Here is a 25,009-nt window from a genome sequence, read left to right as displayed (position 1 = left end):
CAGGGGTCAGACGTGAAAGACGCGTCATCCGCTTCAGACAATGCGGTTTCTGAAGCCTCGTCGGAACAGACACCGACGCTGCAACGTGGTTTGCAAAATCGACATATTCAATTAATTGCCCTCGGCGGCGCGATTGGTACCGGACTGTTTCTCGGCATCGGGCCAGCGATTCAAATGGCCGGGCCTGCGGTACTGCTGGGATACGGCATTGCGGGCGTGATTGCCTTTCTGATTATGCGCCAGCTCGGCGAAATGGTCGTCGAAGAGCCGGTTTCTGGCTCTTTCGCCCACTTTGCTTACAAATACTGGGGGCCGTTTGCAGGCTTTCTGTCCGGCTGGAACTACTGGGTGATGTTCGTGCTGGTCGGCATGGCTGAACTCACCGCCGCGGGTATCTACATGCAGTACTGGCTGCCGGATGTCCCGACGTGGATCTGGGCTGCCGTCTTCTTCATTATTATCAACGCCGTAAACCTGGTGAACGTGCGTCTGTATGGCGAAACGGAATTCTGGTTCGCGCTGATCAAAGTGCTGGCGATTATCGGCATGATCGGCTTTGGCCTGTGGCTACTCTTCTCCGGGCACGGGGGCGAGCGCGCGAACATCGATAACCTGTGGAAACACGGCGGTTTCCTCGCGACCGGCTGGAACGGGCTGATTATGTCCCTGGCGGTGATCATGTTCTCCTTTGGCGGGCTGGAGCTGATTGGGATCACGGCGGCAGAAGCGCGCGATCCGCACAAAAGCATTCCGAAAGCGGTCAACCAGGTGGTCTACCGTATTCTGCTGTTTTATATCGGTTCGCTGGTGGTTCTGCTAGCCCTCTACCCGTGGGTTGAGGTGAAATCCGATAGCAGCCCGTTTGTGATGATTTTCCATGATATGAACAGCAATCTGGTGGCATCGGCGCTGAACTTCGTCATTCTGGTGGCGTCGCTCTCGGTCTATAACAGCGGCGTCTACTCTAACAGCCGCATGCTGTTTGGCCTCTCCGTGCAGGGCAACGCGCCGAAGTTCTTAACGCGCGTCAGCCGTCGCGGCGTACCGGTCAATTCGCTGCTGCTCTCCGGGGGCATTACCTCGCTGGTGGTGCTGATCAACTATCTGCTGCCGAAAGAGGCCTTTGGCCTGCTGATGGCGCTGGTGGTGGCTACCCTGCTGCTGAACTGGATCATGATCTGCCTGGCGCACCTGCGTTTTCGTGCGGCGATGCGTCGTAAAGGGCGTGAGACGCAGTTCAAGGCGCTGCTCTACCCGGCGGGTAACTACCTGTGTATCGCGTTTCTCGGCATGATTCTGGTGCTGATGTGCACCATCGATGACATGCGTCTGTCGGCGTTCCTGCTGCCCGTGTGGGTGGTATTCTTGTTTGTGGCCTTTACCTTATCGCGCAGTAAAGCGCGCTAACAAAAAGCCCGCCAGCGGAACCGCAGGCGGGCTTTCACATCATCTCATCAGAACAGATAACTCATACTCACTGAGACACTTCGCGGTTCGCCATACACCGCCGAGTCGTCGAGATACGAGTAATATTCCCGATCAAACAGATTGCTGACGTTGGCCTGCACCGCCAGCTGTTTGGTCAGCTGATACTTCGCGAACAGATCGACCAGCGGGTAGCTGCCCTGGTACAGGCGCTGGGTTTCGCCATCCGGCCCGGTTACGTCTTTATACACCCGGTTTTGCCAGTTCACGCCGCCGCCGACCGTCAGGTCCGGCAGTACCGGCACGCGATAGCGGCTGAAGAGTTTGAGCTGGGTCTGTGGCGCATAGCTGTTGAAGCGGCCATCCGTATCGGTGGCGACGTAACGCGTGGCGCTGAAGGTCAGCTGCAGATCGTCGGTCACGGCGCCGTTCACTTCAAACTCGGCCCCTTTGCTCACCGCCCCTTTTGTTGCGCGATAGGCCTGCTCGCTGGAGCCATTGACAAACTCTCCGCTGATCGCCTCCGCTGCGTTTTCCTGCTCGATGCGGAATATCGCAACGTTGGTGGTCAGGCGACCGTCCATCCAGTCGGCTTTCAGGCCGGTTTCGTAGTTTTTGCCGGTCACCGGCGACAGCCACGCGCCATCTTTGCTGCGCTTGGTCTGCGGCGCGAAAATCGAGGTGTAGCTGGCGTACGCCGAAAGCGCGTCGGTGATATCGAACACCAGGCCGCCGTACGGAGTGGTGTTGTATTTACGCATATCGCCACTGCTGCCGTTAGTGCTGTACTGGGTGTAACGCGCGCCTAAAATCAGCGACAGGGGATCGGCCAGCGACAGGCGTGTCGCCGTGTAGGCCGATTTCTGGCGCACGATATCATCGGCGTTTTGATACCAGTCGCCCCACGCCGGTTCCGCCACGCTCCCATCCCAGTTGTTGTTAAAGATACCCACGCTGTCCATCGGGCCATCCTTACTGAAGGTGGCGTTATGCTGGCGGCTGTAGCTGGCCCCGGCCATCAGCTGGTGCTGGCGGCCAAGCAGTTCAAACGGGCCGCTGGCGTAGGAGTCAAAGGAGTCGAGGGTACGTTTGCCGCGATCTTTGCTTCCCCAGCCGCTCGCGCCGTCGCCCGTATTCGCGTCCGGATTGCCCATCACATACAGCAGCGTATCGTTAAAGTTCTGCTCGCCGTGGGTGCCGTTGAAACGCACCGACCAGCCGTTGTCCCAGCTGTGGGAGAGGTTCGCGAACACCTTGCGGGATTCGATGGAATAGCCCGTCCAGTCCGCCGAGGTGTTGACGTTGCGATCGTAATGGGTGCGCGAACCGTTGCTGTAGAGGCTCGGCAGGCCGCCCCAGGTCGGGTTGGCGGTGTTGGTCTGCTGATAATCCCAGCCGAGTGAAAGGGTGGTGTGGTCCGTAAGATCCGCATCCATCACGCCGTAGAGAAATTTTTTGCGTTTACCGTAGCGATCCAGCCAACTGTCCTGATCCTGATAACCGGCGATCACCCGTCCGCGCAGGCTGCCGTCAGCGTTGAGCGGGGCAGAGAGATCGGCGACGTAGCGCTGCTTATTCCAGCTGCCATAGCTGGCGCTGACGTTGCCGGTTACGGTTTTGCTGTCGGCGCGTTTACGCACCATATTCACCGACGCCCCCGGATCGCCCGCGCCGGTCATCAGTCCCGCCGCGCCGCGCACCACTTCGATACGATCGTAAATCGCCGTATCTTCCGTCGCATCGCCAAAGTTCCACGCGTCGCCCATGGACGTCGGGATGTCATCGTAGGAGAAGTTGGTGATCTCAAAGCCACGGGAGAAATAGTTCGAGCGCTCGCTGTCGATCTGCTGCGACGACACACCGGTGGCGTTGGTCAGCACCTCATCGATGTTTTGCAGGTCCTGATCCTTCATGCGCTGCTGCGTTACGACGCTCACCGACTGCGGGATATCGCGCGGGGCGAGCAACATTTTGGTCCCTGCGCGCGTGGTTTTAACCGCGTAATCCTGCTGCTCATCCACCGTGGTGTTTGCGTCGCCGTAAACCACCATCTCCTGTTCGCTTTTGTTTTCTGCTGCCAGTGCCGGGTGAACGACGGTCTGGATTGCCAGCGCGATAAGTGAAACCGCGAACGGTTTCGTGATTTCCTTGCCATTAAAAGAGGTCATGTTTCCTGTCCGGAAGAGTTGTTATGTTATTTTTTGAATGAGAATCGGAATCATAATTATTTAATGAATTAAGCGCAGACTAATTTTTCGGGCAAATGTAACTGAATGTGTAAATTCGGAGAAAGCGTGGGAGAAGGGGGCGGAAATTAAGATCGTGACCGTTCTCGCAGTTCTGTTTTGATCCGCAGGATCTTTATTTTGTAATCGATTACTTTTTAGTTGACGTGGTTTGTAATCGATTACTTTTTAAGGGTGAGGCTTATCATGGTGTCAACAACTGAAAGTAGTGGAAAGGCGATAGCCCAGCATCGGCTGCTGGTGCCGCGGCTGTCGCTGATGATGTTCTTACAGTTTTTTATCTGGGGAAGCTGGTCGGTCACGCTCGGGCTGGTGATGACTCAGCACAACATGTCCCTGCTGATTGGCGATGCGTTCTCCGCCGGGCCCATTGCCTCGATTCTGTCGCCGTTTGTGCTCGGGATGCTGGTGGACCGCTTCTTCGCCTCGCAGAAGGTGATGGCAGTGATGCACCTCGCTGGCGCGGCGATTCTGTGGTTCGTGCCTGGGGCGCTGATCGCGGAAAACGGCGCGCTGCTGATAGGCCTGCTGTTTGGCTATACGCTCTGCTACATGCCGACGCTGGCGCTGACCAATAACATCGCGTTTCACAGCCTGGCGAACGTCGACAAAACGTTCCCGGTGGTGCGCGTCTTCGGCACCATCGGCTGGATTGTTGCCGGGATTTTCATCGGCGTGACGGGCGTGGCGTCGAGCGTGACCATTTTCCAGGTCGCGGCGGTAAGCTCCGTTCTGCTGGCGCTCTATAGCCTGACGCTGCCGCACACGCCAGCTCCGGCAAAAGGCATGCCCGTTGCCGTGCGCGATCTGTTCTGTGCGGATGCCTTCGCGCTCCTGAAAACGCGCCACTTCTTTATCTTCTCCCTGTGCGCGATGCTGATCTCCGTTCCGCTGGGCACCTATTACGCGTACACCGCCTCCTATCTTGCCGACGCCGGTATCCGTGATGTCAGCACCGCCATGTCGTTCGGGCAGATGTCAGAGATCGTCTTTATGCTGGTCATCCCGCTGCTGTTCCGCCGCCTCGGGGTGAAATACATGCTGTTGATCGGCATGCTGGCGTGGTTTGTGCGTTACGCCTTCTTTGCGCTCGGCGTCAGCGAAGAGGGGCGCTTCCTGCTCTATCTCGGCATTTTGCTGCACGGCGTGTGCTATGACTTCTTCTTTGTCGTCGGCTTTATCTACACCGACCGCGTGGCGGGCGAAAAGGTAAAAGGCCAGGCCCAGAGTATGGTGGTGATGTTCACCTACGGCATCGGCATGCTGCTCGGCTCGCAGATTTCTGGCGCACTGTATAACAGCCTGGTGGCGGGGCAGGCCGTGCCGCAGGCGTGGGTCACATTCTGGTGGATCCCGGCGATAGCTGCCGCCGCGATCGCGCTGATTTTCCTTATCGCATTCAAATATGATGAAGATAAGGCGTAATTTTCTGGAGGTGTTATGAGGACGATTAAGGGACCGGGCATTTTTCTGTCGCAGTTTATTGGCGAGCGCGCGCCGTTTAACTCCCTCGACGGGCTGGCGGGCTGGGCGGCAGCGAAAGGTTATAAAGCGCTGCAAATCCCCTGCAACCATCCACAGATTTTCGATCTGGAGCAGGCGGCGAACAGCCAGACCTACTGCGATGAGATCACCGGGATACTGGCCGGGCATGGGCTTGTCATCAGCGAATTGTCCACCCATCTGGAAGGGCAGCTGGTAGCGGTCAGTCCGGTCTACGGCGAGGCCTTTGACCACTTCGCGCCGCCTGCGGTGCGCGGTAACGACGCGGCGCGCCAGGCGTGGGCAACCGCCAAAGTGAAACAGGCCGCTGCGGCGTCGGCGAAGCTTGGATTAACCGCCCACGCCACCTTTTCCGGTTCGCTGGCGTGGCCGTTTTTCTACCCGTGGCCGCCGCACAACGAGCAGCGTTTTCGCGATGCGTTTGCAGAGCTGGCACGCCACTGGCGCCCGATCCTCGACTGCTTTGACGAGCACGGCGTCGATCTCTGTTTTGAGCTGCATCCGGGGGAGGATCTGCACGACGGCGTAACCTTCGAACGCTTCCTCGCGCTGGTCGACAACCATCCGCGCTGCAACATTCTCTACGATCCGAGCCACATGCTGCTGCAGCAGATGGATTACCTGACGTTTATCGATATCTATCACGCACGCATCAAGGCGTTTCACGTCAAAGACGCCGAGTTTCGCGCCAATGGACGCAGCGGCGTTTACGGCGGCTATCAGCCGTGGATTAACCGCGCCGGGCGTTTTCGCTCGCTGGGCGACGGGCAGATCGACTTCAAGGGTATTTTCAGCAAACTCACGCAGTACGATTACGACGGCTGGGCGGTGCTGGAGTGGGAGTGCTGCATGAAAGACGGTGACGTGGGGGCGAGCGAAGGCAGCGAGTTCATCCGCCGCCACATCATTCCGGTCTCTGGCCGCGCATTTGACGATTTCGCCGCAGGAGGCGCGCATGATTAACGTCGGGATCGTCGGCAGCGGCTTTATCGGCCCGGCGCATATCGAGGCCCTGCGTCGGCTGGGTGTTGTGCAGGTCGTCGCCCTGTGCGACGGCTCGCTTGAGCAGGCGCAGGAAAAGGCGCGGGCGCTGAATGTGCCGCATGCCTACGGCAGCGTGGACGAACTGCTTGCCCATCCGGGGTTGCAGGTGGTTCACAACTGCACGCCCAACCATCTGCACGCGCAGATTAACCGGCAAATTCTGGCAGCGGGCAAACATGTGTTCTCTGAAAAGCCCCTGTGTATGACACCGGAAGAGGCGCGGGAACTGGTGGATCTGGCCGGGCAGGCGGGGGTGATCCACGGCGTGAGCTTTGTCTATCGCCACTTCGCGATGGTGCGCCAGGCGGCGAGCATGATGCGCGAGGGGAGTGTGGGGCGGCTGTTTGCCTCGCACGGCAGCTATTTGCAGGACTGGATGCTGCGGGAGACCGACTACAACTGGCGCGTCGATGCCGCTCTCGGCGGGGCCTCGCGGGCGGTGGCGGATATCGGTTCACACTGGTGCGACACGGTGCAGTTTGTCACCGGACGACGGATTGTCGAGGTGATGGCCGATCTGTCGATCGTCTGGCCGACGCGTAAAGCGAACGTGGCGGGCAACCAGACCTTTACCCGCCAGGCCGACGCCGTGTATGCGGACAAAGCCGTCACGACGGAGGATTTTGGCTCGGTCCTGTTCCGCTTTGACGACGACAGCAAAGGCAGTTTCAGCGTCTCGCAGGTCAGCGCCGGGCGCAAAAACCGCCTCAGTTTTGAAATCAACGGCAGCGAGCGTTCTGTGGCCTGGGATCAGGAAATTCCGCAGCAGCTGTGGATCGGGTATCGCGAGCAGGCAAATCAGACGTTGTCAGACGATCCGGGCCTGATGAACGCAGATGCCGCCGACAGCGCCCACTTCCCCGGCGGGCACATCGAAGGCTGGCCCGATGCGTTCAAGAATATGATGGCGCAGTTCTATCGTGCCGTGCAGGCAAATGCCCTGCCCGAGAAGCCACTTTTTGCGACCTTCCACGACGGCGCGAACGTGATGCATATCATTGATGCCATTGTTAAAAGCCACCAACAGCAGCGCTGGATACGCGTTGAGCGGTAACGTGTTGCCCGGTTCGCCGGGCAGCAAAATTATGTTAGCCTGATGAAAACGCTAACTGCAGGATGTGCCGTCGTTATGTCAATTCAGAAAATCGCTAAGCTCGCCGGTGTCTCGGTGGCGACCGTGTCGCGCGTGCTTAACAACAGCGACTCGGTGAAAGCGAAGAACCGCGAGCGCGTCTTGCAGGCGATTAAAGAGAGTAACTACCAGCCCAATCTGCTGGCGCGCCAGCTTCGTACCGCGCGCAGCTACATGATCCTCGTGATGGTCTCGAACATCGCCAACCCGTTCTGCGGCGAAGTGGTGAAAGGTATCGAAGAAGAGGCCGAGAAAAACGGCTATCGCATTTTACTGTGCAATTCCGGCTCGGATCTGCAACGGTCGCGCTCCGGCCTGAGCCTGCTGTCGGGCAAAATCGTCGACGGCATCATCACCATGGACGCGTTCTCGAAACTGCCGGAACTCTCCGCCCTCATCGGCAGTGCGCCCTGGGTGCAGTGCGCGGAATACGCCGACTCCGGTACCGTTTCCTGCGTGGGCATTAACGATGTGGACGCGTCGCAGCACGTGGTCAGCCAGCTGGCCGACGGCGGGCGTCGACGAATTGCGCTCATTAACCACGATCTCAGCTACAAATATGCCCGTCTGCGCGAGCGTGGCTACAAAAGCGTACTGCATCTGCGCGATCTCGAGTATCAGGTAGTGGAGTATGCGAGCGATCTCAGCTCCAGCGCGGGCATGGCGGCAATGAATAAACTGCTGGCGAACAACCCGCCGGATGCGGTGTTTGCCGTATCGGACACCCTGGCAGCGGGTGCTCTGCGCGCCATCGAACAGGCCGGGCTGCGGGTTCCGCAGGACATCGCGGTGGTCGGTTTTGACGGCACGGAGCTGTCGGAGATGGTTTCCCCGCCGCTCAGTACCATTGAACAGCCGTCGCGGGATATCGGGCGCAAAGCGGTCGATCTGCTGCTGAATAAAATCGATAACCCGGATGCGCCGACGGAAAGGGTGATGATGGACTGGCGCTACGTGGCGCGCGCCAGTACCTGAGCATTATTTCGCGAACGCGCCCGCCAGCGAGCGAATATCGTTCCCGGTGGGCGACTGATGAATTCGCAGGCCAAACTCTTCGACCACGGCGTAAATATGGTCGAAAATATCTGCCTGAATGGATTCATATTCCGCCCAAACCACGGTATTGGTGAACGCATATATCTCAATGGGTAAACCATTAGCGTCCGGTGCCAGCTGGCGCACCATCAGGGTCATATCTTTACGAATACGCGGATGGTTGCGCAGATATTCATTCAGGTACGCGCGGAATGTACCAATATTGGTCATTTTGCGCAGATTTAATACCGATTCCCCTTCACCATTTTCCTGATTCCAGAGATGAATTTCTTCGTGACGCGCCGCCATATAGGGCTTCAACAGTTTCGCCTGAATTAAACGCTGCTGCTCGTGCTCATCAAGAAAATGAATGCTGGTGGTATCGATGCTCAGGCTGCGCTTAATTCGCCGTCCGCCGGAGGCTGACATGCCGCTCCAGTTTTTAAAGGAGTCCGACACCAACGCCCAGGTAGGAATGGTGCTGATGGTGTTATCCCAGTTGCGCACTTTCACGGTGGTCAGGCCGATATCCGTCACCGCGCCATCCGCGCCGTATTTCGGCATCTCCAGCCAGTCGCCGAGCTTGAGCATGTCGTTCGCCGAGAGCTGAATACCGGCGACCAGGCCCAGAATCGGATCTTTAAAGACCAACATCAGTACCGCGGCCATCGCACCAAGACCGCTGATCAGAATCGCCGGGGACTGACCGATCAGCAGGGAGATCATCAGAATGCCGACGAGGATCGCACTCACTAACTTCACGCCCTGGAATATTCCTTTGAGCGGAAGCTGAGAGGCGGTTGCCAGCTTTTGCGACAAATTGAAGATCACATCTAATAACGAGAAGAAGGAGAGAAGGGCATAAACCATGACCCACAGTCGGGCGCAGGTGGTTAATATTTCAGCCGCTTCGCTGCCTTTTTGTAACCACAGCGCCGCCTGAACGTTGACGATTATCCCCTGAAGGGTAAAGGCCAGGCGGTGAAATAACTTATTCTGGGTAATGATTTGTAGCCACAAATGTGAGCTGGCCTGCGCCCGTTTTTCAAACAGACGCAGCACCACTTTGTGCAATATCAGATGGACAATAACGGCGGTGAGTAAAATGATGCCAAAGATTAACACCAGCGAAGTGGTGTGATTAATTTCAATTCCAAGCTCTTCAACCTGAGCAATTAATTCCTGCATAACGTCTCCTGAATATCCTCCTTTTATCATGACGGCTGCGTGTTTATTATGCAACCCGCGACGCTATGCAGGTGTTGTTATGACGCGGCAGGCAGCGGGCCGGCCTCCAGGCGGTGGCGCAACCACAGGGCAATGCCGCCAAGCGCCAGCATCATCACCACTTCAATACTCAGAAAACCGATCATTGCCTGCGGGTAATGGCCGCCGTTGTGACGCGCAAAGGTCAGGAACAGGGTACCAAGAATGGCGGGGCCGAGACCGAGCGTGGCCTGTTGCAGCGTGCTCAAGATTGCGCTTCCCGCGCCTGCGTCGCAGCTGCTGATATCGCGCATCCCAATCCGGTAAAAACTGTTGACGATCAGCGCCTGGCCATAGCCAATCAGGATTGTGGCGGGGGCCAGCGTCAGCGCCGTATTTGCCTGACCGAAGCGCCAGAAGGTGGCGATCAACAGCAGCAGGCCTGCGATCTGTACCGTCAGGCCGGTCATCAGAATGCGCCCCATGCTGTAGCGGGCAATCAGTTTTGGCGCGTACCAGGCGGAGACAAAATAGGCCACGCCGAGGGCGATAAAGCTATTTCCTGACTGCCACGGCGCCATTCCCAGCCCGGCCTGCATGGTCAGTGCCATACAGAACATAAAGCCTGACCAGGCGCTGAAGAACAGCAGGGCGATCACCATCCCAAAGCGGATGCTGGTGAGTTTCAGCAAACGCGGGGGCAGCAGGGGATGTTCGCCGCGCTGCTGCTTACGCAACGCGCTGGCGCGCATCCACAGCATCAGTGGAACCACCGCGATCAGCGCCAGTTGCAACATCAGCGGCCAGTGGAGTTCCGGCCCGAGCGCCATCGGGAACAGCAGGCAGCACAGGATCACTGCCAGCAGGGTGGTCCCCTGCCAGTCGATGCGCGATGGCGTTTCGCGGCGAGTTTCCGGCACGTAGCGACGGCTCAGGGCCAGCACCAGCAGGCAAATCGGCACGTTGATAAAGAACGCGTTTCGCCAGCCCAGCCCGGCAATATCCGCCGACACCAGCCAGCCGCCGCCCATCTGGCCGACAATAAACGCAATTCCGCCGATGCCGCCAAACAGACTGATGGCTTTGGCGTGGGCCGTGCCTTTCAGGGTGACGTGCAGCGTGGCGAGGATTTGCGGCACGATCAGCGCCGCGCCAGCGCCCTGCAACACGCGAGCGCCCAGCAGTTGCTCCACGCTTCCCGCCATGCCGCACAGCAGCGAGGCCGCGCCAAAGGCGGCCACGCCCCACATAAACAGTCGGCGGCGGCCAAGGTTATCGCCAAGCTTACTGCCCAGCGCGAGACAGACGGCGAAGGCCACGCCGTACAGCGCCACAATCAGCTCCAGTTCGGTGGCCGTGGCGTGCAGTGAGTGGGTGATCGAATCCAGCGCCACGTTGGTGATTGAGGTATCAATCAGCGGCAGCATCTGGCCTGTAAGCAGCAATATCAGGCCTGCGCGACCCGGTGAAACAACAGACGTATTCATGGTGACTCCATTGCGTCATTCAGCAGATGGACGTAGCATCGGTGATAATAAAAACGGGTACCAGTTCTTGCTTATACTGGTACTGGCACTACCACGCAGGGGGCCGTATGACGCTGATGACCGAACCCACTTCCTCTTTGCAGGACGACAACCGCAAGCAGCTCGGGGCTTTTTTACGTGCGCGCCGCGAAAGCCTCGATCCCCAGCGGCTGGGCCTGCCGCGCAGCGGTCGGCGCCGCACGCCGGGGTTGCGTCGCGAAGAGGTGGCGATGCTGGCGGATGTGGGGGTGACCTGGTACACCTGGCTTGAGCAGGGCAGGGACGTCAATCCCTCCAGCGCCGTCATGGTGGCGGTGGCGAAAGCCCTGCAATGCACCGCCACGGAAACCCGCCATCTATTTGTGCTGGCGGGGCTGCCGCCGGGCGAAGCGCCGCAGCAGACCGTGTGTGAGGGGATCAGCGAAGGTACGCGGCGTCTGCTGGATACGCTGATGCCGAAACCGGCCAGCATTCAGAAACCGAACTTCGACATCGTGGCGTGGAACGACAGTTTTGGTCATCTGATGGGGGTGGATTTCAACGCCATTCCGCCGGAAGATCGTAACTGCATCTACCTCTTTCTCACCCATCCGGCGTGGCGCAGTCGACTCGGCAAACGCGATGACGTGCTGCCGATTTTCGTCTCCTACTTCCGCGCGGCAATGGCCGAGCATCGCGGCGAACCGCAGTGGGAAGCGCAGCTGGCGCGCTTCTTTGCCGTCTCCGCAGAGTTCGAGGCTCTGTGGCACCAGCGCTATGACGTGCGCGGCGTGGAAAATCAGCTGAAACTCTTTAGTCATCCGCAGCTGGGGGATTTTCAGCTTCAGCAGATGTACTGGTACTCCGCTCCGCGCAACGGCTCGCGGCTGCTGGTTTATCTCCCGGTGGACGACGCGGGCGAACATGCGCTCACGTGGCTGGCGGAACAGGCTGTTATACTCAACTAAATTTCACTCATTCAGGGACAGAACATGAACGTGACTCGCAAACAGGAACGCCTGCTGCGTCGGGCGCTCGTCGAATGGGAGCAGGAGGGCGCGCTCAGTGCCGATGAACACCAGCGGCTGGCGGGCACCCTCAAACGCGTGGCGATGGACTGGCAGCGACTCAGCCGTTACGCCTTCTGGACCGCACTGGCCTGCGTGATGATCGCCTTCGCCAGCCTGTTTGCTGACAGCGAGCTGATGGAACGTATCATCGCCTTTTTCTCCTTCTCTTTCGTTGCCCGCATCGGGCTGCCCGCCGTGCTGGCGGTGGCCTTTTATCTCTGGGGATTCAGCCGCCAGCGGCGAGAAACCCAGTGGCACTACAGCACCGAAGCAATTCTGTTTCTCGGCGTACTCTTCACCGCCATAGCGCTCTGGCAGCTGGGCGAGCGGCTGGATAACGGCAGCGGGCATATCGCGCCGCTATTCCTTGCGGGCTGCGTGGTTTACGGGCTGGTGGGCTTCTTTGGGCGCTCGGGGCTGGTGTGGCTCTTTTTCCTGCTGTCGCTCGGCAACTGGTTTGGGGCTGAAACCGGGTATATGTCCGGGTGGGGGGCCTACTGGCTGGGAATGAACTACCCGGTGCGGTTTATCTTCTTCGGCGGGGCGCTGCTGGCGCTGTGCTGGCTGCTGCGGGCAATGTTAATCAAACGTCACTTGTACACCACCAGTAAAGCGATGGGGCTGACGTACCTGTTTGTGGCCCTGTGGATCATGTCGATTTTTGGTAATTACGATATCGACAGCTGGTATGGCGTTACTCGTGCCGCGCTGCTGCCGTGGGCGCTGCTTTTCGCCGTCGCCGCCATTGTCTGTATTTATATCAGCCTGAAAACCGACGACGGCATGCTGCGCGGTTTTGGCCTGACGTTTCTCGCCATCAACCTCTACACCCGCTATTTCGAATACTTCTGGGACGGGATGAATAAAGTGATTTTCTTCCTGATTCTGGCGGCGTCGCTGGCGGTGATTGGGCGTTATGCGGAGAGAATTTGGCACGCCGGAAACCAGCGTGCCCATGTCGATTAGCACTCAGTAATAATCGTGCTCAACGGCAGTCGAGATTTTGGCAGAGCGGCGTTGAAATCTTCCACGCTGTGGTGGCCGACCGGCACAACGACCAGACTGGTGAAGCCCTGCGCTTTCAGGCCGAACTCTTCGTCGAGGATGGCGGCGTCGAAACCTTCAATCGGCACCGCGTCCAGACCCAGCGCACCCACGCCCAGCAGGAAGTTACCGACGTTCAGGTAAACCTGTTTGGCCATCCACTGATCGTCATCTTTTAGATCGACGCGATGCATGTCGGCAAAGTAGCAGCGGCCCTTGTGGTTTGCGGCTTTCGCTTCTGGGGTCGCAAAACGCCCGTCGGCTTCTTCCTGATCCACGACGCGCTCGAGCCACGCATCGTCCAACGCGGTTTTTGCGCAGAAGACGACGACGTGGGACGCATCCAGCATTTTACGCTCGTTGAACACGTAAGTGCCTGCCGCTGATTTTGCCACGCGCGCTTTGCCCTCTTCGGTGCTGGCGACGATGAAATGCCACGGCTGTGAGTTGGTGCTGGACGGGCTGAACTGCAGCAGCGTTTTAATTTGTTCTGCCTGTTCTGCGGTCAACTTTTTGGTGGGATCAAATGCCTTGGTCGAGTGACGCTTCAGGGCAACTGAAATGATATCCATAACAACTCCTGGTCAATAAATTCGCCATCTGCGGGCGAGAAAAGAGAGCAGATTACAAGGACTCGCGGGAAAAGATAAGTGCCAGATATGCGCTTATACTGTTCGTCTGACGTGAACAATCAGGCAGGGCGAATGCGCTTCTGATCTTTTTTCGGCAGTTTATCCACCACCAGATTCCACGAGTCGAGAACCAAATCCGCCACCAGTTCTGGCGTGATATCGTCGGCTTCGTAGAGGGAGATCCAGTGCTTTTTGTTCAGATGATAGCCGGGTTCGATGCCGCGATAGATCTGCTGGTTGAGCAGTGATTTCTCCGGATCGGATTTCAGGCTGACATGCGCCCGCCCGTGGGCGACCGCCATCAGCATGAAGATCTTCCCGTTGATCTTAAACACGTCATATTCCGGGCCAAAGGGCCAGCAGTGCTCGGTGAAGGGCAATTCCAGCGCGACGCGTTTGGCGCAGGCCTGCAGGGATTTACTGTCCATTCACATCCTCGATGGCGAGCGCGCGCCACATGGATTCAAAGCCAAGGGATTTAAAATCACTCGCGCGGGACGGGTCGCGGGTGGCGAATTCCATCGTCGTTTCGGCAAGCGATAAGAAAATTGCATCGCCGAAGGTGCGAAACTCATCGGACATAAACACCTGGCGCACGGAGCGACGGCACAGCTCGTGCAGTTCCGGGAACATCTCATGCACCGCCTGTTCCGTTTCGGCGTTGATCTTTTCACTCACGCCGAGCTGGCGGATAGCGCCGTGGGCGACAGGGTTGCGAATCCCCCAGTCCACATAGCTGTTCCAGATATTGCGGGTATGTTCTTTCGGGGTGTTAATGGCGCGGTCCAGGTTTGCCAGCATGGTCTGGCAGAGATCCTGTTTCAGGTGCAGATAGAGGGCATTCAGCAGGTCGTCTTTAGTAGCAAAATAGCGAAACAGCGTGCCTTCAGCGACGCCCGCGTTACGGGCGATAAGCGCCGTCGATGCAGCAATCCCTGACTGCGCAAATGCAGCGGTTGCTGCCTCCAGTAACGCCTGTCTTTTATCTTCACTCTTCGGACGTGCCACTAAAATTCCCCTCCTGTCAATGTGTAAAACCCTGATTGAAACATGCTCTTTGCCACGCTGCAACGCGGAATGTCAAAGATCGAAAACGTCTTGACGACTTTATCATCATATCTATAATGAGTGCTTACTCACTCATAATCAAGTTCAACCCGCGCAAACCAACGGAAGGGGGCGCGTATTCGGGTCAGGATATGAAAAAGCCTCTTCTTCTTAGCGTGGTGTTTGTCATGATTATTGCTTCAGCGGCGAGTTTGCCCTTTGTGTTAAATGCCGGATTCGGCCAGCCGCCGCAGGGCGCACAGCTCAGTGAAGTGGAGGCCTCGCCACATTATCGCGACGGACAGTTCCACAATACGCTGCCGACGCCGGGCTACAACGGCGACAAAAATATGCTGGTGGCGATGTGGGAATTTCTGGTCAGCAAAACGGAAAACGCCCGTCCCGCTCAGCCGTTGCCGCTGGTGAAAACCGATCTGGCGGCGATTCCACTGGAGCAGGAGACGCTGGTCTGGCTCGGGCATTCGTCGTGGTATCTGCAGCTGGCGGGCAAACGCATTCTGATCGATCCGGTCTTCAGCAACTACGCCGCGCCGTTTTCGTTCCTCAACAAAGCCTTTGCCGGGGAATATCCGTGGCGCGCGGAAACGATGCCTGAGATCGACCTGCTGATCATCTCGCACGATCACTACGATCACCTCGATTACGCCACCATCAAGGCGCTGATGCCGAAGGTGAAGCGTGTGGTCACGCCGCTCGGCGTCGGCTCGCATCTGCGCTACTGGGGAATGGACCCACAGATTATCGACGAGCGCGACTGGAATCAGTCGGTGCGTATCAGCGATGAGCTGACGGTACACGTGCTGCCCGCACGCCATTTCTCTGGTCGAGGGCTCAAACGCAATCAAACCCTGTGGGGCAGTTTTATGTTCGTCACGCCTGAGCAAAAGGTCTACTACAGCGGCGATTCTGGATACGGCCCGCACTTTAAAGCCATTGGTGAGCAGTTCGGCGAGGTCGATCTGGCGATCATGGAAAACGGACAGTACGACCAGGACTGGAAATACATTCACATGTTGCCGGAAGAGACCGCGCAGGCCGCCGCCGATATCAACGCTAAAGCGGTGGTGCCGGGCCATTACGGACGCTTTGTGCTGGCAAAACACAGCTGGAACGACCCGGTAATTCAACTGACGCGCGCAAGCCTGGATAAAAAGTATCGTTTGCTGACGCCGGAGCTGGGCGAGCCGGTCAGGGTGAATGATACAACGCAGCAATTTCGTGAGTGGTGGGAATAATGTTTAACCGACAAGCAGTAGAGGGGGAGAGCAGCATGACTATTTCCGCTCAGGTCATCGACACCATCGTTGAGTGGATCGACGACAATCTACATCAGCCGCTGCGCATTGAGGAGATCGCCCGTCACGCGGGGTACTCCAAATGGCATCTGCAGCGGTTGTTTATGCAGTACAAGGGTGAAAGCCTGGGGCGGTACATTCGCGAGCGCAAACTGCTGCTGGCAGCGCGGGATCTGCGCGAGTCCGACGAACGGGTGTATGACATTTGTCTGCGCTACGGGTTTGATTCCCAGCAGACATTTACGCGGATTTTTACCCGCACCTTTAATCAGCCGCCGGGTGCGTACCGCAAAGAGAATCACAGCCGCACGCATTAAAAGACGTGTGCGTTTGTATGCCGGGTGCGGCGGTGCCCCACCCGGCAATTGCTCACTACCAGCGATAATTCACCGTCGCCGTCACCGTACGACCAATCCCGTAGAAACACGCCGTATCGCTGGCGCAGGACGCCACATACTTGGTATCCGCCACGTTATTGACGTTGAACTGTACGCTGGCCCCTTTCAGGCTGCTGTTCAGCTCGCCCAGCTCATAGCTCATCATCGCGTCATACAGATCTACTGAGGCCACTTTGAAGGTGTTTTTCGCATCGCCATAGCTGGTGCCGATGTAGCGCATCCCCACGCCCGCCGTCAGGCTTTTCAGCGCCCCGCCAGGCACGGTGTAGCTGGCGAAGGCCGACGCCATGTGTGCCGGAATACGCGCCGGGGTTTTGCCTTCGGTGCCTGCCACCGTGGTGCTCTGCGTTTCCGCATCGGTGTAGGTATACGACCCGATGAGGTTGATGCTCTCCATCAGCGTTGAGTGGATCTCGGCCTCCACCCCTTTAGAGCGCACTTCGCCCGCGTTTTCGAACCAGCCCTGGGCGCTGTTGTAGGTCGCCACGTTGCTCTGGGTCAGATCGTACAGCGCCAGGGTCATCAGCGTGGAGTCGACCGGCTGATACTTCAGGCCGATTTCTGTCTGCTTGCCGGTTGTCGGTTTAAACGGTGCCACGCCCGGTGCACGGTTAGTTTGCAGGCTCGGCTCGAAAGAGGTGCTGTAGCTGACGTACGGCGAGAGACCAAAGTCGAACGCATAGAGCAGCCCGGTGCGCCAGGTGAACTTGTTATCGTTCTGCTGGGTCGGCGCGCCGCCGGTGAAATCGGTGGTCCGCACTTCGGTCCAGTCGTAACGCCCGGACACCAGCCACTCCCAGTTATTCCAGCTCAGCTGATCCTGCAAATAGACGCCCATCTGGTCGAGGTTTTGCTGCTCGTCCGTCGCGGTGCTGAACGTGCTCTCATCGACGTTGATGCCATATACCGGCTTCGTCCAGTCGAGGTCGTACTGTTTGCCCATCCCGCGTTCCAGCAACTGCTTATCTTTGCTGGTTTTGTAGTCCAGCCCGCCGAGCAGGGTGTGGCTCACATCGCCGGTAGTGAACAGGGATTCCAGCTGGTTATCGAGACCAAACTCGTTGGTGGTGCGCTCTTCATGCTGGGCGCGGCGGGTCAGCACCGTGCTGTCTGCCGCGCTGTTGGCGTACACCAGATAGCGATATTTCTGCTTGATCGAGGCGTAGCGGGCGTTCTGGCGGAAGGTGAGGTTATCGGCGAACTGATGTTCCAGCTCGTAGCCGATCATTGTCTGCTCACGCCAGGACTGGTTGTAATCCGGATCGCTGACGTTAAAGTCGCGCGGAATGTAGCGCCCGTTGGCGCTGGTCACGGTGCCATAAGCGGGCAGGAAGTTGCGATAGCCCGCGTCAGGATCTTTCTGGTAGCTGGTCAGCAGGGTAAAGCGTGTCTGATCGTTAGGGTACCAGGTGATCGCCGGGGCAATCGCCATCCGCGTCTCTTTGTAATCGTCCACCTGGTTATGCTGCGTGCGGGCTATTCCGTTCACGCGATACAGCACGCGACCATCGTCGCTAAGCGGGCCACCGAAATCAAACGCCCCTTCGGCGAGATCGTGATTGCCGGTGCGGAACTGCACGTTGTGGACTGGCTCACTGGTCGGGCGCTTGCTGGTCATGCTGATCAGTCCGCCTGGGTTGACCTGACCAAACAGCACTGAGGCCGGGCCGCGCACCAGCTCGACGCGCTCCAGCAGCCACGGATCCATGGTGCCGGTTTGCGAGGAGGCCGTCGCGCCGTAGCTCAGCCCGTCGAGGAATTTCGGCACGTAGCTGAAGCCGCGCACGAACACTTCATCGTTACGGTTGGACGAGCCGCGATATTCCGTAAACACCCCGGCAGAGTAGCGCAGGGCCTGTGACACGGACGTGACATCAAGCAGCTCCATCTGATCGCGCGTAATGACGGAAACCGACTGCGGCGTTTTCACAATATCGGCACTGGTTTTGGTCGCCGAAAGGGTTTTCGTCGCCACGATCCCCTTCACCGGAGCGGTCGGCTCCTGGCTGACACTCTGCGTGACCAGAAGGGTTTCTTCATTTGTTTCTGCCTGAGCCGCCACGCTGACGCTGGCCAGACTCAGCAACCAGAGTTGCATTATCTTATTATTTTTAAACATTTTTATTAAAATCCCTTAATTGCTATCGCCATAAAAACACCCTAATAACGGCGTAGATGATATTGCAAATTATTACCATTTGCATTAGCGTTGCTAACAAATTTTGCAGGGGAACGAGTCGGTATGAAAAGGGCGTGGAGTGGGTTGCTGTTAGGGATAAGTACGCTGCCAGCACTGGCGGCAACGTGCGAGCATCCTTCCATTCAGGGCGAACAGAAAGGGAAATTCGATGCCAGCGGCGAGGTCTGTTTCGTCCTGCCCGCGCTCGATGAAAACTACGTTTCCGCGACGCTGAGCGGTGTAACCGATGCCAGGCTGCTGGACGGGCAAAACCGCCGTATTCGCACACTGATTGAAAAAGGTCCCAGCGATGGCGAGCACTCACTGCTATTTGCGCTGCCGGTGCAGCAGAGCACGTCTCTGGTGCTGCACGGGGAAGAGGGCAAGCCGTGGCGCTTTACCTGGCGGATGAAAGAGACGTCGCCACTCCCGCGCACGCAGATGCTCGAGCCAGAAAGCCCGACGCTGCAAACGCTGGCTAAAACGGTTGCTGCCGGTGGAGATACGCATGCGTTCTGGCAGGCGCAAATTCGGCAGGGAACGCCGATGGTGGAGCCGGTCGATGCCAGCCACAAGCGCGTGACGTTCTTATGGCGCGGCGCGCGGGATAACGTTTTTCTTCTCGGATCGCCCGCAGGCGATCACGATCCGCTGTTTCGTCTTGGCAAAACAGACGTCTGGTTCCGCAGCTACGTGGTGCCTGCGGATACGATCATGCAGTACAAACTGGCACCGGACGTGCCGCGCGTGGAGGGCAGCGCACGCGATCAGCGCCGCGCCATTCTGGTGAGCGCGCAGGCCGATCCGCTCAATCCTCGAACCTACGGCGATCAGCAGGCCGATCGCTGGAACCGCTATTCGCTGCTCGATCTCAGCCCCGCGCGCTACTGTTCTGCGCAGGCCGCCGCGCAGCCGCTTACCCATGGCTCACTGACGCGCCAGCCGTTTACCAGTCATATCCTCGGTAACGCGCGGGAAGTGATGATTTACAAACCGCGCGGCGCACAGCCCGCACGCTGGACGCTGATCCTGTTCGACGGGCAGATTTACCAGGATGAGTACCATTTTGCCAATGTGCTCGACGGTCTGATCGCCCGCCATCACCTGCCACCGATTAACGTGGTGTTTATTGATAGCCTCGATCACGCCCGTCGCGGTAAAGAGCTGCCGCCGAATCCGGATTACGCCGATTTTATGGCGCAGGAGCTGTTGCCGTGGCTGCGCGGGCAGGGGATTGTGCTGCAGCGTCAAAAGACGGTGCTGGCGGGATCAAGCTACGGCGGAATTGCGTCGTCCTGGGTGGCGCTGCGCTATCCGTATCTGTTCGGCAATGTGCTGAGTTTGTCTGGGTCGTACTGGTGGGCGCCGAAAGAGGACGCACCGGGCTGGCTCACGCGTCAGTATCAGCAGTCGCCGCCGTATCCGATTCGTTTCTGGCTGCAGGCCGGGCGCTTCGAAACCTCCGGGCCGGGCGGTGGGATCTATCGCAATACGGAAAAGTTTGAGCAGGTATTACGCGAGAAAGGCTATCGCGTGAGCTTCCATCCGTGGTCCAGCGGCCACGATTACGCGGCCTGGTGCGAAGCGCTGATCCACGGAATGCGCGATTTCACGGGGCTACGCGGCCAGTGAAAACCAGCGGCGCCAGATGAAACGCAGGACGAAAAATTCGATGGCGCCGAGCAGGATAAACCACAGACAGAACACCAGAGTGTAGAGCTGGTTCAGATCCATCAGATGAAACAGAGCGACCAGTTTCTGCGCCAGCGCCAGTCCGAATGATGGCGCGGGAAGCAACAGGCAGGAGAGCAGTGCCATCAGCAAAATGCCTCCTGCCGTTAACAGCGATTCTAACGGGTGTTTCATATCAATGTTAATTGTCAGTTAAAAAAGTTATTGTCCGGCATCCTGCAACGTAAAGCAATATCATCCCGAAATTCACTTTCCTGATAAAAAAAGAATAATTATTCCGGGAATATTCCTGATTTAATTAAACCTCGAATGAATGAATTCAATTATTCTGTGGTTATGTAAATAACTGTCATCATCAGGTGAATAATTTTACAAACGTATATGTGCTGTATCCAATTAACGTCGCAATAACAATGGCAACAACTATGTACAAAGCCAGGCGGCGCCCGCGATAAATCCCAAACATGCTCTCTCCTCGTTTAGATTGCGTTTAGAAATATTTTGTAAAAATCATCTCATCGAAATATTGAATGTGTGTTTTGAATAAGCCGGCGCTAATTATATTGCGGCAGAACAATTTACACCGCAAGAATTAACGCCATAAAAAATGAATTTAATAAAGCCAGAAAGGAATTCAGGCTTCCGTCCACCGGATATTGAAGGAATTGCATCAATGACCAAAAAGACTCACTCCCAGAATCGGCCATACCAGCAGACCATCGAGCAGGTACTGGCGCAAAAAAAGAGCCATGCCAACGGACTGGACCGTGCAGAAGCCCAGGCGCGTTTGCAGCAATATGGCCCAAATGCCCTGCCTGAGAAAAAAGGCAAACCGGCCTGGTTGCGTTTTCTCGCCCATTTTAATGACGTCCTGATTTATGTTCTTCTGGCCGCCGCCGTATTAACCGCCGTGATGGGTCACTGGGTGGATACGCTGGTGATTCTGGGCGTGGCGGTAATCAACGCCTTAATTGGTCATGTGCAGGAAAGTAATGCGGAGAAATCGCTGCAAAGTATTCGCAATATGCTCTCCAGCGATGCGCGTGTTATTCGTAACGGCGTCCATGAGACCATTCCAACCACGGATATTGTGCCGGGCGATATTATTGTCCTGCGCGCCGGGGATCGTATTCCGGCGGATATGCGTCTGATCGAGGCGCATAATTTACGCGTCGAAGAGGCGATTCTGACGGGTGAATCGACGGTGGTGGATAAACATACTAATCCATTGCAGGGCGATTTATCGCTGGGTGACCGCACGAACCTGGTGTTCTCCGGCACCACCGTAAGCGCAGGCGGCGGTGTGGGCGTGGTTATCGCCACCGGCCAGGACACCGAGCTTGGTCACATCAACCAGATGATGGCCGGAATTGAAAAGCACCGTACGCCGCTGCTGGTGCAGATGGACAAACTCGGCAAAGCGATCTTCGCCATTATTCTGGCGATGATGGCGGCGCTGTTTGTCTTCAGCCTGGTGTTCCGCGACATCCCAATGGGCGAGCTGCTGCTCTCTTTGATTAGCCTGGCGGTGGCCTCTGTGCCGGAAGGTCTGCCAGCGATTATCTCGATTATCCTGTCGCTCGGCGTTCAGGCGATGGCGCGCAAAAAGGCGATTATTCGCAAGCTGCCAACCGTTGAAACCCTGGGGGCGATGACCGTGGTCTGCTCGGATAAAACCGGCACCCTGACCATGAACGAAATGACCGTTAAAGCAATTATCACCGCCGACTGCTGCTACCGCGTGGAAGGCAACAGCTACGAGCCAGTGGGCAACATCTATCTGGACGGCAGCGACGAGCCGGTGCACGTTCAGCAGGGCACGGTGCTGGAGCACTATCTGCGCACCATCGACCTGTGCAACGACAGCCAGATTATTCAGGACGAGCGCGGCCTGTGGGGTATCACCGGCGGGCCGACGGAAGGGGCGCTGAAAGTGCTGGCCGCCAAAGCCAATCTTGCGCCGGTCGTCACCAGCCTGATTAACAAAATCCCGTTCGACTCGCAGTACAAGTACATGAGCACCCACTACCAGATTGGCAGTGAGGAGCAAATCCTGGTCACCGGTGCGCCGGACGTGATTTTCGCCCTGTGCGACCAGCAGCAGACTCGCCACGGTGTGGACGCGTTTGACCGCGCCTGGTGGGAAACCGAGATGGAGCGTTATGCCAGCCAGGGGCTGCGCATGGTAGCAGCCGCGTACAAACCGGCGGCGGCCGACCAGCAGGGGCTGAGCCACGACGACCTGAACAACGGTCTGATTTTCCTCGGCATCGCCGGGATGATGGACCCGCCGCGTCCGGAGGCTATCGATGCCATCCACGCCTGTCAGCAGGCCGGTATCCGCGTGAAGATGATCACCGGCGACCACCCGCAGACCGCAATGAGCATCGGGCAGATGCTGGGGATCACCAACAGCGCGCAGGCTGTCACCGGCTATCAGCTGGAGAAGATGGACGACGCCGAGCTGGCGGATGCGGCGGTGGAGTACGACATCTTTGCGCGTACCAGCCCGGAGCATAAGCTGCGCCTGGTGAAAGCCCTGCAGGAGAAAGGTGAAATCGTCGGGATGACCGGCGACGGAGTGAACGATGCGCCCGCGCTGCGTCAGGCGGATGTCGGGATCGCCATGGGCATCAAAGGCACGGAAGTGACCAAAGAAGCCGCCGATATGGTTCTGACGGACGACAACTTCGCCACCATCGCCAGCTCGGTAAAAGAGGGGCGTCGCGTCTACGATAACCTGAAGAAAACGATTCTGTTCATTATGCCAACCAACCTGGCGCAGGGTCTGCTGATTGTGATTGCCCTGCTGGCGGGGAACATTATTCCGCTGACGCCGGTGCTGATTCTGTGGATGAACATGGCGACCTCCGCCACGCTCTCCTTCGGCCTGGCCTTTGAAGCCGCCGAGCGCAACATCATGAAGCGTCCGCCGCGTCAGACCGGTCAGCACGTGATGGATGCCTTCGCCGTCTGGCGCGTGGCCTTCGTCGGCACCATGATTGCGATTGCAGCCTTTGCGCTGGAAGCCTGGCTCGCGCCGCGCGGCCACAGCGCCGAGTTCATCCGCACCGTGCTGCTGCAGATGCTGGTGTGTGCGCAGTGGGTGTACATGATTAACTGCCGCAACAGCGATGGTTTCTCTCTGAACCGCGGTCTGCTGGCGAACAAAGGGATTTGGCTGGTAACGGGTGTGCTGTTCCTGCTGCAGCTGGCGATTATCTACCTGCCATTTATGCAGATGCTGTTCGGCACCGAAGCCCTGCCGCTGCGCTACTGGGGGGTTACCCTGGCGCTGGCTGGCGTGATGTTCTTCATCGTCGAAATTGAGAAGCGACTGACCCGCAGGTTCCGTAAGGCTGCATAACTTTTTGCCCTCACCCTCATCCTGACCTTCTCCACTGGAGCGGGCCAGGGTGAGGGAGAGAATCACCTGAGGACTTCCCCATGAAATCCACCTTCCTGCGCACCGCTCTGGCGGTCGCACTTCTTTCCTGCACCCTGCAAACCGCTCTTGCCGCCGCCATTCCGGTACGCGTCGCCAGCGTCGAGCAGACCACCCACGCCGCTGAGCGCCAGATCCCTGGCCGCATTGAGGCGATCCATACGGTAGAGCTGCGGGCGCGCACGGAAGGGGCGATTGCCAAAATCCATTTCCGCGACGGGCAGTACGTCAAACAGGGCGATCTGCTGTTCGAACTCGACGACGCGGAGCCGCGTGCGGCGGTGCGTCTGGCGCAGGCGGAAGTGAAAAGTGCCGAAGCCACCCTGCGCCAGGCGCAGCAGCAACTCACGCGTTTTCAAAGCCTGAAAACCGGCAACGCTATCAGCCGTAATGACGTCGACAATGCACAGATGCAGCGCGACGTGGCTCGCGCGGCGCTGGAGCAGGCCAATGCCCGTCTCGAGGCGCGAAACGTCACCCTCGGTTTCACCCGGATAGTCTCGCCCATCAACGGGCGTATGGGCCACAGCCGCTTCCATGTCGGCAGCGTAGTGAATCCATCGAGCGGCCCGCTGGTGGAGGTGGTGCAGCTTGACCCCATCCGCATTGCCTTCGCCCTGGAAGAGGGGGCATTTGCCGCGAAAGCCGGGCAGCATGCGGATATCACGGCGCTAAAACAGGCCTGGCTGGCGCAGATTCAGAACGGCGAGCAGCGTGAAAACGGCACCCTGACCTCGGTGGATAACCGTATCGACCCGCGCACCGCCAGCGTAATGCTGCGCGCCGAATTCGCCAATCCGCAGCACCGCCTGCTGCCGGGGGGCAACGTGAATGTCTGGCTGCGACCGCAGAGCGAGCAGGATTCGCTGGTGATCCCGGCGGCTGCGGTACAACAAAATGGCGACGGATTTTTCACCTGGGTAGTGAACGCCGACGGAAACGCTGAAAAACGCGCGCTTACGCTCGGCGGACAAATGGGCCAGCAGTTCACCGTGCAAAGCGGCGTTGAGGCGAATGAGCGCGTGGTCACTGACGGCGCACCGCGACTGCAGCCCGGTGCTGCTGTCCAGATTCTGAATTAAGGAGCCAC

The 25,009-nt window shown here is 58.0% G+C and carries 20 protein-coding genes; 12 read left to right on the top strand and 8 right to left on the bottom strand.

All coding sequences use genetic code 11. The features are described from left to right. Positions 1 to 12: 12 nt before the first annotated feature. Complete coding sequence (gene pheP, locus F153LOC_RS05670) at positions 13 to 1,407, top strand: phenylalanine transporter (protein ID WP_102104238.1); 1,395 nt, start codon at positions 13 to 15, stop codon at positions 1,405 to 1,407. A 47-nt stretch (positions 1,408 to 1,454) separates the two neighbouring features. Here pheP and fhuE read toward each other — a convergent pair whose 3' ends face one another. Next, on the bottom strand, positions 1,455 to 3,593 hold the full coding sequence (gene fhuE / locus F153LOC_RS05665; protein ID WP_102104237.1) for a ferric-rhodotorulic acid/ferric-coprogen receptor FhuE: 2,139 nt from the start codon (positions 3,591 to 3,593) through the stop codon (positions 1,455 to 1,457). Between the two features lie 264 nt (positions 3,594 to 3,857). Between fhuE and F153LOC_RS05660 the strand changes: the two genes are divergently transcribed. The 4 genes from F153LOC_RS05660 to F153LOC_RS05645 all read left to right on the top strand — a co-directional run bounded on the left by F153LOC_RS05660 (position 3,858) and on the right by F153LOC_RS05645 (position 8,325). Beyond that, positions 3,858 to 5,096, top strand: a complete 1,239-nt coding sequence (locus tag F153LOC_RS05660; RefSeq protein WP_102104236.1) for an MFS transporter — start codon at positions 3,858 to 3,860, stop codon at positions 5,094 to 5,096. 15 nt (positions 5,097 to 5,111) lie between these two features. Next, complete coding sequence (locus F153LOC_RS05655) at positions 5,112 to 6,137, top strand: sugar phosphate isomerase/epimerase (protein WP_102104235.1); 1,026 nt, start codon at positions 5,112 to 5,114, stop codon at positions 6,135 to 6,137. Beyond that, positions 6,130 to 7,272, top strand: coding sequence for a Gfo/Idh/MocA family protein (locus F153LOC_RS05650; protein WP_102104234.1), 1,143 nt, complete (start codon positions 6,130 to 6,132; stop codon positions 7,270 to 7,272). The genes F153LOC_RS05655 and F153LOC_RS05650 overlap by 8 nt, the downstream gene beginning before the upstream one ends. Before the next feature lie 75 nt (positions 7,273 to 7,347). After that, complete coding sequence (locus tag F153LOC_RS05645; protein WP_102104233.1) at positions 7,348 to 8,325, top strand: LacI family DNA-binding transcriptional regulator; 978 nt, start codon at positions 7,348 to 7,350, stop codon at positions 8,323 to 8,325. A 3-nt stretch (positions 8,326 to 8,328) separates the two neighbouring features. Here F153LOC_RS05645 and F153LOC_RS05640 read toward each other — a convergent pair whose 3' ends face one another. Both F153LOC_RS05640 and F153LOC_RS05635 read right to left on the bottom strand, forming a co-directional pair. Next, positions 8,329 to 9,573 carry a mechanosensitive ion channel family protein gene (locus F153LOC_RS05640; RefSeq protein WP_100777306.1) on the bottom strand — a complete coding sequence of 415 codons (1,245 nt, stop codon included), beginning with the start codon at positions 9,571 to 9,573 and terminating at the stop codon, positions 8,329 to 8,331. 77 nt (positions 9,574 to 9,650) lie between these two features. After that, on the bottom strand, positions 9,651 to 11,078 hold the full coding sequence (locus F153LOC_RS05635; protein WP_102104232.1) for an MFS transporter: 1,428 nt from the start codon (positions 11,076 to 11,078) through the stop codon (positions 9,651 to 9,653). 107 nt (positions 11,079 to 11,185) lie between these two features. Between F153LOC_RS05635 and F153LOC_RS05630 the strand changes: the two genes are divergently transcribed. Both F153LOC_RS05630 and F153LOC_RS05625 read left to right on the top strand, forming a co-directional pair. Next, positions 11,186 to 12,064 (top strand): helix-turn-helix transcriptional regulator, encoded by an 879-nt coding sequence (locus F153LOC_RS05630; protein ID WP_100777304.1) that lies wholly within the window; start codon positions 11,186 to 11,188, stop codon positions 12,062 to 12,064. Positions 12,065 to 12,088: 24 nt separating this feature from the next. Next, positions 12,089 to 13,132, top strand: coding sequence for a DUF2157 domain-containing protein (locus tag F153LOC_RS05625; RefSeq protein WP_102104231.1), 1,044 nt, complete (start codon positions 12,089 to 12,091; stop codon positions 13,130 to 13,132). On the opposite strand, the gene nfsB is transcribed toward F153LOC_RS05625, so the two are convergent. The 3 genes from nfsB to F153LOC_RS05610 all read right to left on the bottom strand — a co-directional run bounded on the left by nfsB (position 13,129) and on the right by F153LOC_RS05610 (position 14,850). Then, complete coding sequence (gene nfsB / locus F153LOC_RS05620; RefSeq protein ID WP_102104230.1) at positions 13,129 to 13,782, bottom strand: oxygen-insensitive NAD(P)H nitroreductase; 654 nt, start codon at positions 13,780 to 13,782, stop codon at positions 13,129 to 13,131. The genes F153LOC_RS05625 and nfsB overlap by 4 nt on opposite strands. Before the next feature lie 119 nt (positions 13,783 to 13,901). After that, entirely contained in the window at positions 13,902 to 14,270 is a 369-nt protein-coding gene (locus tag F153LOC_RS05615; protein ID WP_100777301.1) for an MmcQ/YjbR family DNA-binding protein, read from the bottom strand. Continuing rightward, the gene (locus tag F153LOC_RS05610; RefSeq protein WP_100777300.1) at positions 14,260 to 14,850 is read right to left on the bottom strand and encodes a TetR/AcrR family transcriptional regulator; all 591 of its coding nucleotides are present in this window, start codon (positions 14,848 to 14,850) and stop codon (positions 14,260 to 14,262) included. Before F153LOC_RS05610 ends, F153LOC_RS05615 begins: the two co-directional genes overlap by 11 nt. A 191-nt stretch (positions 14,851 to 15,041) precedes the next feature. Here F153LOC_RS05610 and F153LOC_RS05605 point away from each other — a divergent pair, with 191 nt between their 5' ends. Together F153LOC_RS05605 and F153LOC_RS05600 are read left to right on the top strand one after the other, a co-directional pair. Further along, complete coding sequence (locus F153LOC_RS05605) at positions 15,042 to 16,145, top strand: MBL fold metallo-hydrolase (protein ID WP_102104229.1); 1,104 nt, start codon at positions 15,042 to 15,044, stop codon at positions 16,143 to 16,145. A 35-nt stretch (positions 16,146 to 16,180) separates the two neighbouring features. After that, positions 16,181 to 16,522 carry a RamA family antibiotic efflux transcriptional regulator gene (locus F153LOC_RS05600; RefSeq protein ID WP_020885132.1) on the top strand — a complete coding sequence of 114 codons (342 nt, stop codon included), beginning with the start codon at positions 16,181 to 16,183 and terminating at the stop codon, positions 16,520 to 16,522. 55 nt (positions 16,523 to 16,577) lie between these two features. Here F153LOC_RS05600 and F153LOC_RS05595 read toward each other — a convergent pair whose 3' ends face one another. Further along, positions 16,578 to 18,722 (bottom strand): TonB-dependent siderophore receptor, encoded by a 2,145-nt coding sequence (locus F153LOC_RS05595; RefSeq protein WP_102104228.1) that lies wholly within the window; start codon positions 18,720 to 18,722, stop codon positions 16,578 to 16,580. A gap of 123 nt (positions 18,723 to 18,845) precedes the next feature. Here F153LOC_RS05595 and F153LOC_RS05590 point away from each other — a divergent pair, with 123 nt between their 5' ends. Further along, the gene (locus tag F153LOC_RS05590) at positions 18,846 to 20,414 is read left to right on the top strand and encodes an alpha/beta hydrolase-fold protein (RefSeq protein ID WP_102104227.1); all 1,569 of its coding nucleotides are present in this window, start codon (positions 18,846 to 18,848) and stop codon (positions 20,412 to 20,414) included. Here the strand turns inward: F153LOC_RS05590 and F153LOC_RS05585 are convergent. Continuing rightward, positions 20,400 to 20,648 (bottom strand): DUF1158 domain-containing protein, encoded by a 249-nt coding sequence (locus F153LOC_RS05585; protein ID WP_102104226.1) that lies wholly within the window; start codon positions 20,646 to 20,648, stop codon positions 20,400 to 20,402. The two genes, F153LOC_RS05590 and F153LOC_RS05585, sit on opposite strands and share 15 nt — an antisense overlap. A 499-nt stretch (positions 20,649 to 21,147) precedes the next feature. On the opposite strand from F153LOC_RS05585, the gene F153LOC_RS05580 reads away from it, so the two are divergent. Beyond that, on the top strand, positions 21,148 to 23,841 hold the full coding sequence (locus tag F153LOC_RS05580) for a cation-transporting P-type ATPase (protein ID WP_102104225.1): 2,694 nt from the start codon (positions 21,148 to 21,150) through the stop codon (positions 23,839 to 23,841). Between the two features lie 80 nt (positions 23,842 to 23,921). Beyond that, positions 23,922 to 25,001 carry an efflux RND transporter periplasmic adaptor subunit gene (locus F153LOC_RS05575; RefSeq protein WP_100777294.1) on the top strand — a complete coding sequence of 360 codons (1,080 nt, stop codon included), beginning with the start codon at positions 23,922 to 23,924 and terminating at the stop codon, positions 24,999 to 25,001. Positions 25,002 to 25,009 lie beyond the last annotated feature (8 nt).

Origin of the sequence: Lelliottia sp. F153, from assembly GCF_002870005.1 — a bacterium.
GTDB classification, from domain to species: Bacteria; Pseudomonadota; Gammaproteobacteria; order Enterobacterales; family Enterobacteriaceae; genus Enterobacter; species Enterobacter nimipressuralis.
The sequence above is the reverse complement of the archived record's forward strand: the minus strand, read 5'-3'. Positions and strand labels throughout refer to the sequence as shown.